At 63.6% G+C, this 15,065-nt stretch carries 11 protein-coding genes; 5 read left to right on the forward strand and 6 right to left on the reverse strand.

Annotation, left to right across the window (positions count from 1 at the left end):
• Positions 1-46: 46 nt before the first annotated feature.
• Positions 47-2,770: a restriction endonuclease gene (locus tag Q7I88_RS10165; protein ID WP_305095804.1), complete on the forward strand. Its 2,724-nt coding sequence runs from the start codon at positions 47-49 to the stop codon at positions 2,768-2,770.
• Positions 2,771-2,840: 70 nt separating this feature from the next.
• A complete protein-coding gene (locus Q7I88_RS10170) occupies positions 2,841-3,731 on the forward strand; it encodes an HNH endonuclease (RefSeq protein WP_305095805.1) in 891 nt (296 codons plus the stop codon).
• Positions 3,732-4,040: 309 nt separating this feature from the next.
• Here Q7I88_RS10170 and Q7I88_RS10175 read toward each other — a convergent pair whose 3' ends face one another.
• The 3 genes from Q7I88_RS10175 to Q7I88_RS10185 all read right to left on the reverse strand — a co-directional run bounded on the left by Q7I88_RS10175 (position 4,041) and on the right by Q7I88_RS10185 (position 9,592).
• Positions 4,041-5,012 (reverse strand): hypothetical protein, encoded by a 972-nt coding sequence (locus Q7I88_RS10175; protein ID WP_305095806.1) that lies wholly within the window; start codon positions 5,010-5,012, stop codon positions 4,041-4,043.
• A 71-nt stretch (positions 5,013-5,083) separates the two neighbouring features.
• Complete coding sequence (locus tag Q7I88_RS10180; RefSeq protein WP_305095807.1) at positions 5,084-6,109, reverse strand: methyltransferase; 1,026 nt, start codon at positions 6,107-6,109, stop codon at positions 5,084-5,086.
• Positions 6,110-6,232: 123 nt separating this feature from the next.
• Positions 6,233-9,592 (reverse strand): sensor domain-containing protein, encoded by a 3,360-nt coding sequence (locus Q7I88_RS10185; RefSeq protein ID WP_305095808.1) that lies wholly within the window; start codon positions 9,590-9,592, stop codon positions 6,233-6,235.
• Positions 9,593-9,754: 162 nt separating this feature from the next.
• Here Q7I88_RS10185 and Q7I88_RS10190 point away from each other — a divergent pair, with 162 nt between their 5' ends.
• Together Q7I88_RS10190 and Q7I88_RS10195 are read left to right on the forward strand one after the other, a co-directional pair.
• Positions 9,755-10,669, forward strand: a complete 915-nt coding sequence (locus Q7I88_RS10190; RefSeq protein WP_305095809.1) for a CmcJ/NvfI family oxidoreductase — start codon at positions 9,755-9,757, stop codon at positions 10,667-10,669.
• Positions 10,670-10,809: 140 nt separating this feature from the next.
• A complete protein-coding gene (locus Q7I88_RS10195; protein ID WP_305095810.1) occupies positions 10,810-12,414 on the forward strand; it encodes a putative bifunctional diguanylate cyclase/phosphodiesterase in 1,605 nt (534 codons plus the stop codon).
• 8 nt (positions 12,415-12,422) lie between these two features.
• On the opposite strand, the gene Q7I88_RS10200 is transcribed toward Q7I88_RS10195, so the two are convergent.
• Together Q7I88_RS10200 and Q7I88_RS10205 are read right to left on the reverse strand one after the other, a co-directional pair.
• Positions 12,423-13,067, reverse strand: a complete 645-nt coding sequence (locus Q7I88_RS10200; RefSeq protein ID WP_305095811.1) for an O-methyltransferase — start codon at positions 13,065-13,067, stop codon at positions 12,423-12,425.
• A 117-nt stretch (positions 13,068-13,184) separates the two neighbouring features.
• Positions 13,185-13,607, reverse strand: a complete 423-nt coding sequence (locus Q7I88_RS10205; protein ID WP_305095812.1) for a DUF6152 family protein — start codon at positions 13,605-13,607, stop codon at positions 13,185-13,187.
• 219 nt (positions 13,608-13,826) lie between these two features.
• On the opposite strand from Q7I88_RS10205, the gene Q7I88_RS10210 reads away from it, so the two are divergent.
• Positions 13,827-14,633, forward strand: a complete 807-nt coding sequence (locus tag Q7I88_RS10210) for an outer membrane protein assembly factor BamD (RefSeq protein WP_305095813.1) — start codon at positions 13,827-13,829, stop codon at positions 14,631-14,633.
• Between the two features lie 10 nt (positions 14,634-14,643).
• Here Q7I88_RS10210 and Q7I88_RS10215 read toward each other — a convergent pair whose 3' ends face one another.
• Positions 14,644-14,970, reverse strand: a complete 327-nt coding sequence (locus Q7I88_RS10215) for a PilZ domain-containing protein (protein ID WP_305095814.1) — start codon at positions 14,968-14,970, stop codon at positions 14,644-14,646.
• Positions 14,971-15,065 lie beyond the last annotated feature (95 nt).

Below are 15,065 nucleotides of genomic sequence, written 5' to 3' on the forward strand. Positions count from 1 at the left end.
CGAGGAATGAGCTTTCACATGAAAGTGGTTCCAAGGAGGCTATTTCGTGCGGCTGTCGATTGAAATTTGCACCGAGCCGGATCAGTCGACAACTGACAAAGGGGGCCTTCTCGAGGCTCTGGCTAAGGAATTTCTAAAATCGCAAGGCCTCAGCTCGATTGTCAATGTCCGATTGACAGGCATGGAGGTCGATCTCCTTGCGACAGATAATAGTTCGGGTGAGAAGATTCTCGTCGAGTGCAAGGCTTATCGCAGTAATATAGCTGCAGATGTAATTACAAAGCTCCTGGGAAATGTTGATATTCGCGATGCACAAGCTGGCTGGTTGATAACTACTTATGACTTCGGCAAGGACGCGAAAGGACTCGTCGAGGAGTGGGGCAACAGGACGGTCGAAAAACGAAGGCGGCTAAAATTCTTTCCGCCTGAGAGCTTTATCGGAAGGCTCGTTTCCGCGGGCCTGATATCTGAGCCTTCATCCCTGGTCGCTTCAGCAGGTGAGTCGGCTGCCAATGCTCAGCTCTACCTCATGGTAACCCCAAAGGGACGCTATTGGGCGTATCCTCTCCACGATCCTCACTCCGGCCTATCATCGGCCATTAACGCTTACGATGCAAAATCACTTAATCGGGTGACCGACGAAAAGGAGCTGGCGTACTTAAAAACCTTGGACAGCAGTCTCGCTGAATACGATTGGCCGAGCCCGAGTTCAAATGTGGATGTCGATCAGCAGCTTCCTTTAAAAGATGAACTTGAGCACATTGTTACGATTCCCGTCGCCGAGCACTGGACAGATTATCGGCCATCCCGTCCCATAGATTTCGTTGGCCGTGAGACAATTCAAAGGGAGGTCTTCGCGTTTCTAGAGCGAGTGAGGGATGGCCAGACGGCCATTCGAACCATTGCACTTAAGGCCCCGTCCGGATGGGGCAAAAGTTCGGCAGTGGTCAAGATTGCTGATAAGGCACGCGACAGGCGTCATCGCGCCAAATTCTTTGTGCACCCAATAGACTCTCGCTCTGCGCGGACTTCACGCTTTCCAGAGCTTGGTGTCGTCTCGGCGATGAAGGCAGCCATTTCTGCTGGCTTCGTTCGCTCTGACAAAGCGCCACAGTTCGGAACAGGGGCCAACCTTCTCGAAACAGCGGATGCCGCAGGCATTATCGAGCAGCTTCGATCAGAGAATAAGGTGATAGTTATCTTCTTCGATCAGTTCGAAGAAATTCTATATAGAGAGGCCCTTAGTCCAGCATTCGACCAGTTCGGAGTTTTGATATCCGCCATCGAATCCTCCTTACCTAATATTGTTGTCGGATTTTCCTGGAAAACGGACGGGTCGATCGTAACTGACCACCCTGCCTACTATTTGTGGCACCAGTTGGCGGATCGCCGCTTCGAGACGGATATTCCACCTTTTACAGAATCCGAGGTCAACTCAGCGATCCGGCGCTTCAGTGAAGAGCTTGGCGAGCCGGTTTCAAACCAGCTTGCGCGCCTACTACGCGACCATTGCCAAGGCTACCCGTGGTTGCTGAAGAAGCTATGTGTCCATATCTATGAACAGGTGCGCGCCGGGGTTGATCAAAGCGACCTCTTGAATCGCGGGTTGAGCATTGAGGATTTATTCAAGCGCGATCTCGAAACACTAAACGGTCAGGAAAACGCATGTATTGTTTACATCGCGCAGAATTCACCTGCAGAATTTTATAAGGTATCTGAGAAATTTCCGGAGACTATCATTACGTCATTGTTGAACAGGCGTTTGATTGTGCGGAGTGGCACCCGGTTATCACTATATTGGGATATCTTCAGGGATTATGTTCTCACGCAGAAAATACCCTTCATTCCGCTAACCTATATCCCGCAGGCAAATTTGAGTGCTTATCGTGCTGCTCTTGATCTCATTCTAGACGCCGAGGAGGTGAGTTACGCTCGTATTGGAAATGCGCTCTCGCTAAGTCCCGGTGCAACAGATAACCTCGTACGTGACTTGGTCAATGTTGGCCACGTCGAAGCGGATCGAAAGCAAGGGACGGTCCGTCGATTGTACGCGGATCGTAAGGAAGCCGTGAAAATTGCGCACGACTTTTGGTCCACACATGAGGCGTTCCGCTTAATAAGTATCGATTTTGCAGGTCAGGCATTCTCATTTGAGGTGTTTTACTCTCGTTTCAAAACCGCCGTTAGACGAACAGATTTTTCGGACAAGACTCTCAGCATCTACGCGAATCGCATCTTGCAATGGTTGCAGAGCGTCGGATTGGTGGAACGTTTTCAGAATAACGCGTTTCGCATCGCAGAGAGCCGGGTGCCGAACGCTGATTTTATGACGGTCGATCCCCGCCGGCGGCACGCAGGTTCGTTTCTCGCGCCGAGCTCGCCAGAGGTCACTCTTTTCGCGTTCCGCGCATTTCCGAAGCAAGCAGTGGCGCTTGAAGCGGCGAACGAACAGTTTGGACGAAATGCGGTCCAGTCCCTTATCGCTCTTGGATTGCTAGAGCGGGCGCAGGGTGGATTTCGGCGGGCTGATTTAGAAATCAACGAGGAAGAGGCCTTAAAGGCGGCGGCGCGAAGGCAAGCAACCATACAGTTAGCGAAGCACTTCCTGGACGGAAATGAAGACCTGAGCGGTTCTGATCTGGGTGATCTCATAGCGCGATTCTTGGATGCAGATTGGAAGGATGCTTCTAAGTCTAGGTACGGGAACGCGATCGCGCGTTGGGCTAGATGGGCATTTGGCATGCAGCAAAAGAGGCGCCCTCGGAATTGACGAATCGAGCCGAGCTTCTCCTCCGACGCGGAGGTTCTGTTATCTGAGGGCCACAGCAAAGGGGGGTGGCATGCCGCACTGCCTCTTCATGCACAAAGCGGACTCGATCTACGACGACATCCCGGCTGAGCGCTATCAATTCCCCGCGCAGTACTTCACCCGCGCCGAGCCCTGCATCGCGGACTGGATCGTCTATCTCGAGCCGCGCAAGGTCAGGAATTCGCGCGGGTACTTTGCCGTCGCCCGGGTCGAAAAGATCATCCCCGATCCCACCGCGCCGGGCATGTTCCTCGCGCTGATCGAGCCGGGGACTTATCTCGACTTCGTCGATCCCGTTCCCTTCAGCGGCTCCGAGGGGCCGATCGAGCGCGGGGTGCTCAACGAGGCGGGTGCGATCTCGGGCCGGGCGCAGGCGGCGGTTCGGCCGCTGTCGCGGCTGGACTTCGCGCGGATCGTCAACGCCGGGCTGCCCGAGGATGACACGCTGCCGCGTGTGGGCGACTTGGCTCCGCTGGACCGCGTGCAGGACCCGCAGGTGTCGTTCGAGATTGAGCGGCCCATCATTCAATCGCTGGTCAATCGCCCGTTCCGCGACCGGGCGTTCCGCCGCGCGGTGCTGCAGGCCTACGACGCGCGCTGCGCGGTCACCGGGTGGAAGCTCATCAACGGCGGGGGCCGGGCGGAGGCCGAGGCGGCGCATATCCGCCCGGTGGAGCGCGGCGGACCGGACTCGGTGCGCAACGGGCTGGCGCTGTCGGGCACCGCGCACTGGATGTTCGACCGGGGGCTGATCGGCCTTTCGGATGATCTCGACATCATGATCTCGCGGCAGGTGAACGACTATCCCAGCGTGGAGGCGATCATCAACAAGACGGGCAGGGCGCTCGCCCCCGAGCGGGCCGCGCTGCGGCCGCATCCGGCGTTCCTGGGGTGGCACCGGGAGAATTGCTTCAAGCATTGATGGAGGAAGCCGCGATTTAGCTTCGCCCGGCCATCCACTCTTGGCCATTCGCGCGCGAGCGCGACTCCGGATTGCGCATTGGCCTGGCTGGATCCCCGCCTGCGCGGGGATGACGAGGAGCGGCGGGGATGACGAGGGAGCGGCGGGGATGACGAGGGGGTGGGCGGGGCGGGACGTTGCCGGGATGGGGGCGGGCAGGGTGAGGCGCTGCCGGGATGGGGCGGGCGGGGTGAGGCGCCGCCGGGGTGGCGGCCCCTCTCGCGGCCCGCTGTGGTTGTGCCCCATCCACGTCGCCCCTGAAGGGCGGTGCTAGGCGGCCTCCTCCCCTTCATTCCCATCGTCCGCCCAATCCAGATCCCGCCAGTGGTCCTCGTCTTCGTTGAACTGCTCGAGCTCGTCCTCGACCTCGACCAGCCCTTCGAGCTCGCCGGCTTCCTTCCAGTCGCTGCTGCGCAGTTCGAGGAAGGCGGTGTCTTCGTTGTGTTCGGGCGGGCCGTCGAGCTCGGCGCGCTTGCGGGCGGCGATTTCCGCGAGCTGGGCCTGCATCGTCTCGATCTCCGCCAGGCTCATGTCGACCGGCGCGAAGTGTTCGACGATCGCGGCGTTCATGTCGTCCTTCTCGGCGCGGGTGAGGGCGGGGATGGTGTAGGTTTGTCCTACCGCTACGCTGCTTGAGGGCATGCTTGTCTGTCCTATCACTTCGTTGCTTGAGGACGTTATTGTCCGTCCTACCGCTACGCTGCTTGAGGACGTTTTTGTCAGTCCTACCACTTCGTTGCTTGAGGAGGGGTAGACCACATCCCCCGTGCCGCCGTGGAGGCGGGAGGCGCCCGGATCGAAGTAGCTCGCGGCGAGGCGTTTGCCGCGTTCGTCGCGGGCGTTCATCCTGAGGCAGAACATCAGCAGCCGGTCATTCCGCACGCGGCGGAAGCCCCTGAGCTTGCCGGCGACGAACACCGGCGAGAGCTGGCCGTCGATGGCGCGTTCGTAGGCGATGTCCTTGAGGCGCTGGACGCCGAGATCGAGCGCGGCCTCCCACGCGCGGCGGAAGCCTTCCGCACCCGGGCGGCGGCGCAGGTAGTATGCGCCCTCGGGGCTCATGTTGACGTAGCGCGCGGCGCGGCTGACGCTGCCGGTGTCGGCCAGCGCGCCGATGAAGGCCTTCTGGCGCGCCGGGGTCCAGCCGTCGTGCCGCGGCTTGACCGGCACGGGGGTGAAGGCGGGGAGGTCTTCGGGCCCGACGGGGACGCGGGTTTCGGCGGGGTCTTTGCGGCGAGTCATGGGGCGAGTCCTTGATCGGTGAACGGGACTCGCCCCGGTGAAACACATCGGGCGCTGTAGGAAAGTTGTTTCTACGGTTTGCGGGCGGAAACGAGGCTGTAATAGCCGCCGCCGGTGCGCTGCGCGGCGACCTCGGTGAAGCCGGCGGCTTCGAGGATCGCGGCGAATTCGGCGAGGCTGTACTGCTTGCCGAGCGTGCCGGTGAGCATGAGCAGGCTGAACGCGGCGGCGTGGTAGGGGCCGGTGTAATCGTCGTGCATGAGGATCTCGTTGAGGAAGATCCGCCCGCCCGAGGGCAGCGCCGCGAAGCTGCGTCTGGCGAGGTCGAGGCAGGTCGCGTCGCTCCAGTCGTGGAACACGTTGGAGAAGAAGTGCGCGTCGGGGCCGGAGGGCCATTCCTCGGTGAACATGTTGACGCTGGCCGTGCCGACCCGCTCGCCGACGCCGGCCCTGGCGACGTACTTGCCGGCCTCGTGCGCGACCTCCTTGAGGTCCATCAGCGTGACCGTGAGGTGCGGGTGGGCCCTGGCGATCTCGATGCCGTAGACCCCGCTGCCGCAGCCCACGTCCATCAGGTGCTCGACCTCGCCCCACACCGGCATGCGCGCGGCGCCGAGCGCGGGGGCCTGGCTGTGCGCCTGCATGAAGCGGGCGATGTTCTCGGCCACCTCCTGCGGCATCGTGCCGTCTTCCCACCCGGCGGGGCGCCGGTCGGTGCCGCTCTCGGGCCGCTTGCCGGTGCGCAGCGATTCGAGCAGGCGGCCGCGAAGGTGCTCGTTGCGGTCCATGGCGTCGAAGAAGTGGCTCCAGTTGCCCTGGCCCTCGGGGTGGAACCAGGTCCGCGCCAGGCTCGTCGCCCGCCACGTGCCGAGCCGCTTCTCGACGTAGCCCATGGCGCACAGCGCGGCGAGGTGCATGGCGAGAGCGCGGGCGTCGACCTTGAGCTCGGCCGCGAGGTCGTCGGTCGTCAGGCCCCTGTCGGAAATCGCCGGGAACAGCCCCACCGCCAGCGCGGTGTTGAGAATCGGCAGCTTGAACATGGACAGCCAGGTGTCCCAGATCTCGCGGTCGTCGACGGTCGGCGGCAGTGCGCTCATGCAGATTCTCTCCCCTGTTGCGCCGGCGGAGATAACCGCGCCCGCGGCGCTGCGCCAGCCCCGGGTTGACGAAATCAAATAGCGCGGGGGGCGCGGCGGCGTCGCGCCCGCGCCGGCCGCCGGTCAGCGGCCGCCCGCGACCAGCCGCAGCGCCTTGCGCGCGGACGCGCTCCAGCTCTGCGACCCGGCCGATTGCCAGTGCGAGACGAGCGCGGGCACGCGCTTGGCGGGGACGGCCTTGGAGAACAGGAAGCCCTGGCCGTAGTCGCAGCCGAGCGAGAGCAGGCGCTCTGCCTGGCTAGGCGATTCGATCCCCTCGGCGACGACGTGGATGCCGAGGCTGCGGCCGAGGTTGATGACGGCGCGCACGATGGCCTCGTCGCCCGGATCGATTTCCATGTCGCGCACGAAGCTCTGGTCGATCTTGATGATGTCGACCGGGAACTGCTTGAGGTGGCGCAGCGAGGCATAGCCGGTGCCGAAGTCGTCGAGCGCGATCCGCACGCCCTGGGTGTTGAGCAGCGCCAGCGCCCGGTGCACGTATTCGGCGCCGCGGCCGAGGAACACGGTTTCGGTGACCTCGATCTGGAAGCAGCGGGTGGGGATCGCGTGGCGTCGCAGGCTCTCGAGAATGCGCTCGGCGAAATTGTCGCGCCGGAATTCCGCCGCCGAGGCGTTCACCGCGACGTGATGGAAGTCGATGCCGCGGTCGAGCCACCCGCGCATGTCGGTGATGGCGCGCTCGATCATGCGATCGCTGATGGCGGCGGCGACCTCGAGGTCTTCGAACGCGGCGGCGAGCATGGCCGGCTGTCCGATGCGCCCGGCCGGCGTCCGCCAGCGCAACAGCGCCTCGAACCCGCGCACCGCGCCGGTGACCAGGTCGAGCTTGGGCTGATAGTAGGGGATGATGCGATCCTCGGCGACCGCGTCGCGCGCGAGGCTGACCATGTTGAGCTGGCGCTGCAGATCCTGCCGCATGGCCGGTTCGTAGATCGTCAGCCGCGAACGCCCGCCGCTTTTGGCGGCGTAGAGCGCCAGATCGGCATTCTTGAGCACTTCGTGGGCCGACTGTCCGTGCGCGGGATATATCGCCGCGCCCGCGCTGACCCGGCAATCGAGCATTCGGCCGCCGTGCACGAAGGGGGCGCGCATTCTTTCCTGGACGGTCTGCGAGAGGGCCACGAGGTCCTGCGCGTCGGCGAGATGCGGGACCACGATGGCGAATTCGTCGCCGCCGAGCCGCGCGACGGTGTCGCTCTTGCGCAGGCTTTCGCGCAGCCGCTCGGCGATCATCTTGAGCAAGGCATCGCCCACGTCATGGCCGAGCGAATCGTTGATCTGCTTGAAGTGATCGAGATCGAGCAGCAGCACGCCGGCCTGCATGTCGTTCGCGCGCGCTGCGCGTATCGCGTTGTCGAGTTCCTCCTGGAATAGGGCTCTGTTGCCGAGACGTGTCAGCGGATCGTGCAGCGCGCTCCAGCGGATCCGTGCCTCGGCGGTCTTCTCGTCGGTTGCATCGCGCACGGTGGCGATGATGCGCGAGGAGGAGCTGTCGCCCTTGCGCGCGCGCCAGCCGTTGAAGGTTACCCAGCGCTCGCGCCCGTCGTCGGCGCGCGTGATCCGAAAGGTGTCTTCGAACCGCTCCTGGCGGCCGGACATCAGGCTCTCGAGGCGGTCCGCAAACCGGTCGCGGTCGGCGGGGAAAATGCACTCCATCGCCGTTTCCCGGAGCGACGGCGCATCTGGCGCAATGCCGAAGATTTCACGCAGCCGGTCCGACCATTCGCGCTGGTCGCGCGCGGCATCGTAATCCCATACGCCCAGGCCGGCGGCCTCCGCGGCGAGGCGGAAACGCTCTTCACTTTCGCGCAGGGCCTCTTCGGCCAGCTTGCGGTCGGTGATGTCGAGGTGGACGCAGATCGTACGCAGGGTCCGGCCCTCGGCGTTTCTTTCCTGCATCGTACGGCTGTGGATCCAGCGCATCTCGCCGGTGACGCCGTGGTGGATGCGGAATTCGCGTTCGAAAGTATCGCTCTTGTCCAGACTCGAAACGAAGGCCGACGTGAGTTCCTCGCGGTCGTCGGGGTGAACATATTGGTTCAGTTCCGGGTACGACAGGCGTTCGGTACCGGGCGGCAGGCCGAGCTGATCGATCAATGCCTGCGAGATATGGACGACCCCTTCCAGGCCGGCTTCGAAGTCGGCCAGGCCGGAGACTTCCTTGACGAGCTGCAGGCGCTCTTCGCTCAGGCGCAGCGCTTCGTGGCTGCGTTCCTGCTCGGTAATATCGCGGTGCGAACCGATTGTCCGGATAGCCGTGCCGTTCTCGTCACGAAGGAGCTTGGTGCGGCACGCGATCCAACGCACCTCTCCATTGTCGGGGCGGATGATGCGGTAGGTGTTTTCGAAGGCATCGGCATTGTCGCGCGCTTCTTCCATTTCGCGCTTCAGCCTGTCGCGATCTTCGGGATGGACCAGATCGAGCCATTGCCAGATGGAGATAGTGCCGTCGCCCACCGGCAGCCCGACCTGTTCGAAGAACAGATCGGAGCAGTGGGTGATTTCGCCGCAATCGTTCTCGAAATCGGCGAGGCCGGCGCCGTCCTGGATCAGCCGCAAGCGTTCCTCGTTGCGACGCAACGCCACATCCGCCTCGTGCCGCTCGGTCATGTCGCGAGTGATGGAGAGGTGCGCGCGCGATCCGTCGGGCAAGTGGAAGGGCACCGCTCGCGCCTCGCAAAGATAGCGCGTGCCCTTCATGCCCAGTATCTCGTAAGTCCAGATAACCGTCTCGCCGGCCATTACGCGGGTATGTACGTCAATCGCCTCCGCAAGATAGTCGGGCGAGATGGGCAGGTGGTCCGAAGCCTTCAGGGCTTCGAGGTCGCTGGCCTCGATGAGCTCGAGGCCCTTGGGATTGATGTAGGTAAGGATTCCCTGCGCGTCGAAGATCTTTACGCAATCGGGTAACGCTTCGAGTATCGCGCTCAGCCGCGCTTCGCTTTGCCGGGTCGCCGCCTCGGCCGCCTCCTGGGCGGTGACGTCCTCGAATGTCGCAACGAGATTGCCACTCGCGGTACGGCCCGGATGCACCACATAAGTGCGGCCGTTGCGGCGGATTCTCCCCCGGTCGGGGCCATCATCGGCCAGATTGCGCCAGAATTCCTCCTCGATTTCCTCGACCGTGCGGCTTGGATCGTAGTAGCCGGCCTCCATGGCCATGCCGATCAGCTCGCGAACCGCAAGGCCCGGCCTGATCTTTTCGGCCGGCAGACCGACGACCTCCGGATAGCGCCGATTGCAATAAGCGATGCGCCCCTCGTGGTCGAACACGCACAGCGCATGGCGCACGTTCTCGAGCGCCTCCTGCAGGCGCTCGAGTTCCTGGCTCATCCGCGCGTTCTCGGCAGCCAGGCCCTCCAGATGCCCTTCGTGACGCAATCGTTCGGCCTCCGCTCGCAAACCCCTCTTTTGCTTCACACTTCCGCGTTCGAGACGGACTAAGAGCAGACTCGGGAAAAGTACCTAGTGGCTCCGCGGGCCGCAGGGCAGGCGGAGCAAACCCGCCGAGACGGGTTGCACAACCGAAGCGTCGTGGCATTATCGTAACGAGCGTTATGAACGTTGGAGAGGACGATAAACATGGCCACCGCCGCAATCCCGCATGACGACGTCGAGGACGGTGCGCGCGAGGTGCGCACGACGATCCGCTTCGTCGACGAGGGGGATTTCCTGACCCGGCGCTATGTGAGTGCGGGCAAGGAGATGAACACCGGAACCTATTCCGACCACGAAGTGACGGTGCGCGACGGCATGCCGATCCGCGACCACTTCGAACTCGACGTGCACGGCTTCCGCATCGCCATTCAGCCAAGCGCGGTGACCGATTTTCACGACAAAGAAATGGTCGAGCGGCTCTACGAGGCCGAGGTGGAGCGGCATGTGAAAGAGCTGACCGGAGCCGACAAGGTGGTGCCGCGGGGGTGGATGATCCGCACCTCGGCCGATCTTTCGCAGCAGTCGGCGAAGAAGGTCGAAGGCTACCAGCATCGCGGGGGCATCCAGCCCCCGGCGGGGGAGGCGCATGTCGATCTCAATACGGCCACGGCGCGGATGATGGCCGAGAACACCTATCGCGACCGGTTTCCCGACGGGCCCGGCTTCAAGCGCTTCCTCATCACCAGCTACTGGCGCACCTTCTCGCCTCCGCCGCAGGACGTGCCGCTGGCACTGTGCGACGGACGCACCAGCTTCGGCGGCGAGGAGAAGTCCAACACCCTGTTCATCGTCGACGACTTCCCGAGCGAAGAAGAAGCCGTGCGGCCGATCGAGGGCGAGGACAAGATGATCGCGGCCTCGATCTTCAGCTACAATCCGGCGATGCGCTGGTGGTACTTCTCCAACATGAGCGCCGACGACGCGCTGTTGTTCAAGTTCCACGACAGCGATCATTCGCTGACCTGGCGCTGCCCCCACACGGCCTTCATCGACCCGACCTTTGCGAACGCCAACGTGCGCGAGAGCATCGAGTGCCGCAGCGTGGCGTTCTGGGAATAGGGCGGGGAAAGCCGGTGCCTTCCGGCGCGCTGGTGATCCCTCACCTTACGTACTTTCACCCAAGACGCCATTTTCAAAAGCTTAACCGATTATACACCCCGCCGCCCTAGTTTCCCGGTGTGGAATCACGGGAGATCGCAATGGTCGGGGGACCGGATACGATCGCACCCGACACCGGGAATTCCAGCGACGGGCGCTGGCTCACGGGCACGGTCGCGATGTTTGCCATTGCCGTATTTGCCTACACGGGCGCGCGCATCCTGCCGCTGATCGCGGCCGGGGAGCACGCCGCGAGCGAACTGCGCCCGCACGAGATCACCGGCTTTCTGCTCGACATCGCGCTGGTCATCTTCGCCTGGAAGCGCACGACCGACCTGAAGCAGTCCTTTGCAGAGCGTGACGCGGCCCTGTCGCGAGCGCACGACCTGGCCTACATCGACGAGGTCACGGGCCTCTTCAACCGCCGCTACCTGCGCGAACGGATCGCCGAATGCCAGGCGAACGGGACGCGGTGCGCGCTGTTCCTTCTCGACCTCGATCGGTTCAAGCGCGTCAACGACCTGTACGGTCATGCTGTCGGCGATGCGGTGCTGACGATCGCGGCGCAGCGGCTGCGCGAGGTCAGCCCGCCGCACGCCAGCTGCGTGCGTCTCGGAGGCGACGAGTTCGCCGTGTTCTTCGCCGGCTCGGGCATCGACAGGGGCGAGCTTGCCGCCGGGGCCGAAGCGATCATCGCGGCGTTGCAGGCCCCGGTCAGCGTAAAGGGCATCATTGCAGTGATCGGCGCTTCGATCGGCATCGCCATGCGGACAAGGAGCTGCCAGGATTCCAGCGAGCTGCTCAAGCGTGCAGATATCGCCATGTACGAAGCCAAGCGGCTCGGGCGCAATCGCCACGTCTTCTTCGACGGCGCCATGGAGTGCGAGCTGATCCTGCGCAACGAGCTCGAGGCCGACATCCGTCGCGGCGTCCGGGCCGGCGAATTCGTGCCCTATTTTCAGCCGATCCTCGACCTGGCGAGCGAGGACGTGGTCGGGTTCGAAGTGCTGGCGCGCTGGCTCCATCCCGAAAAAGGCATGCTCGAGCCCAGCGAGTTCATCGCCGTGGCCGAAGACACCAGCATGATTTCCGACCTGTCGCTGATGGTCATGGAGAAGGCCCTCGAGATCGCCCGCGAATGGCCCGGCGAATACAAGATCGCGGTCAACGTATCGCCGATGCAGTTCACCGACCCGATGATCGCTCAGCGCATCCTGCAGGTACTGACGCTGACCGGCTTTCCGGCGGGGCGGCTGGAACTCGAGATCAGCGAACGGTGCCTGCTCGCCGACCTCGACGCGGCGATGGCGACGATCGCCAGCCTCAAGAACGCCGGGATCGCCATTGCGGTGGACGATTTCGGCAAAGGCTATTTGTCGCTCACGCAGTTGCAGGCGGTTCCGTTCGACCGCATCAAGATCGATCACCAGTTCATCCTGGCGCTGGAGCAGGGCGGGGCGAGCAATGCGTTGGTCCAGGCCGTGGCGACGCTGGGCAAGGGATTGAAACTGCCGATTACGGTCGAGGGCGTGGAGACGGCAGCCATTCGCGACCGCCTCGCCGGGCTGGGCTGCGAGAACGCGCAAGGCTGGCTCTACAGCAAGGCCCTCACCGCGCGCGAAGTGCGGACCGGGTTCGGTTTCGCCGCGCCGCACCGGAGCCGCGATGAGACGGAAATGCCGCAGGACAGGGTCGCAGCAGGCTGACCGCTGGGCTACAGGCTGGCGTTACCGGCGCTCCATTTCACCGTGAGCTCGATGCCCTGGCCGACCGGTAGCAATGTCGTCTGAAGATCGCCTTTGGCATTGATCGCATCGCGCAGGGCGCGCGCGTTGGGGCGGGCGCCCTCGGGCGCGATCATGTTGTCGGTGCAGACCACCGCCTCTTCGGACAGTTTGGGGTAGAGCGCCTCGAAACAGGGCACGTAGAGATCCTTCCAGATGTCGAGCAGGGCGAAGTCCCACGGGCCGTCGTCCCGCGCCAGCAGGTCGAGCGCATCGCCGCAGCGGAAGTCGACGTATTGCGCGAGGCCCGCGCGTTCGAGCTGCGCGCGGGCGTGGGCCTGTTTGTAATCGGCGAGTTCCATCGTCACGACTTGCGCGCCGACCTGGCGCGCAGCCTCGGCGAGGAACAGGGTCGAATAGCCGTACGACGTGCCGAGTTCGCAGATCCGCCTGGGCCTGCGGGCGACGATCAGGGCGTGGAGCAGCCATGCCGCCTCCTCGCCGACCGGCAGCAGGAACTCGTCGCGGCGGGCGAACATTTCCGCGCCGATCTCGCGGGCCTTCTCGTGATCGGCTTCGAGGCGCGCGGCGTAGTCGGCAAAGACGGTTTGCACCGCCGGATCGTCGAATGTCATGGGTCCAGGTTCTCCTCGTTCGCGGCGCTTCCTGACATGGCTCGGACAAGGAAAAAAGGCCCGCGAGCCAAAACTCGCGGGCCTTCGCTGTCAGGTTCCGTGCGAACCTGAGGGGATTCAGTTGCCTTCGGCGCGCTTGGCGGCGGCGGCGACCGCTTCGGTCGTCGGGTTGCCGAGCGAGAGTTCGCGGCCGTCGGGGAAGCTGATTTCCGCGGCGCTGGCCCGGGTGTCGCCGTCGCGGGCCTGGAAGGCCTGGACGATGATCTTGGTGCCGGCGGGCAGCGAGTTGCGGTTCCAGCCGCGGCGCAGCAGCGCCGAGGGAGCGCCGCCCTCGACGCGCCAGGTCTGGCCGTTGGCAGTCTTGATGTGGATCCACGAGTGCGGGTTGACCCACTCGAACTTGACCACCGAGCCTTCCAGCTTGATCGGCTTGTTACGGTCGAACTCGGCGGCGAACGAGTGGTGGGCGAGCGCGGCGCTGCCCCCGGCGAGGCCGAGCGCGGCGGCGGAAATGGCGGCGATCCTGGTCAAATGGTTCATGCGAGTGGGCTCCTTTACCTGCCGTTCTCCACCGCAGCGCTCCCCCTGGAGTGCATCGGCGGGGTCAGCGTTCAGGTTTAGGAGAGGCAATATGAACCGGATTGCAATGAAATCCGTGGGCGCCGTTCATCTGACCGCCAGCACGGGGCAAAAGCGGGCCGGGCAAAGCTGCGCCAACTTCACTTGGCGTTCATGGGCGGGCTGGGTATAGGGCGCTCCATGCTCCGCAAGCTTTCCAGCGCGCATCGCGCCGTAATCCTGGTGTCCTTCTCCGCGCTGGCGCTGTCCGGCTGCTCGATATTCAAGGGCAAGAACAAGGGCGGGGATACCGCCTATGTCGCGCGCGACGTGGAATCGCTTTATTCCGAAGCCAAGGAACGGCTCGACAAGGGCGACACCAAGGTCGCCGCGGCGCTGTTCGACGAAGTGGAGCGCCAGCATCCCTATTCGCCCTGGGCGCGCCGGGCCCAGTTGATGGGCGCGTTCACCAATTACGTGCGCAAGGATTACGACAAGGCAATCGAGGGCGCGCAGCGCTTCTTGTCGATCCATCCCGGCAACAAGGATGCACCTTACGCCTATTACCTGATCGCGCTCAGCTATTACGAACAGATCAGCGACGTCGATCGCGACCAGCGCATCACACAGCAGGCGCTGACCGCGCTCCAGGAAGTGCAGCGCCGCTATCCAGCGACCCGCTATGCCGCCGACGCGCGGCTCAAGGTCGACCTCGTCAACGACCACCTGGCGGGCAAGGAAATGGAGATCGGTCGGTTCTACGAGAACACCGGCAAGTGGATCGCGGCGCAGATCCGCTTCATGAACGTGGTCAAGGACTACCAGACCACCAGCCACGCGCCCGAGGCGCTATACCGCCTGACCGAGACGAGCCTGGCGCTCGGCCTGCCCGACGAAGCCAAGAAGTATTCCGCCGTGCTCGGCGCAAACTACCCCGGCAGCAAGTGGTACGACCGCGCCTACGCGCTGATCGAGAAGAAGAAGCCCGAGCTGATCGCCGGGGGCTAGCTCGCCGCACTCAGGCGACGGCGGCGCGGTATTCGGGCGGACGGCTGACTTCGAGCAGGCTGGCGAGTTCGTCGCGCCGCAGCGCGCGCGCAAAGCGCACCCCGACGAAGCCATCGTGTGCCCAGCGTACGAAGCCGGGTAAGGTCTCGCCGTCGTCGAGTTCGACTACGACTTCCTGGTCGATAGTGTAGGCCAGCGAATCCGCATTGGAGATCCGGCAGCCCTCGGTCGAAAGCTCGATCATCAATCCGCCGCGGCGCTTCGGCGGACCGCCGCGCAGCGTGACCGAGCGGCGAACGGCGAACCGCTTGTGCGTACGAATTACCAGGACTGTCACTGCCGCGATCCCCAAGTTCCCACCGGTTATCCACACCACACCAGAGCGGCGTTAAGATTTGGTTTCTTCGCCGGTTTTGTCGCAAGCTAATCCGT

The organism is Croceibacterium aestuarii (assembly GCF_030657335.1).
Taxonomy (GTDB): Bacteria; Pseudomonadota; Alphaproteobacteria; order Sphingomonadales; family Sphingomonadaceae; genus Croceibacterium_B; species Croceibacterium_B aestuarii.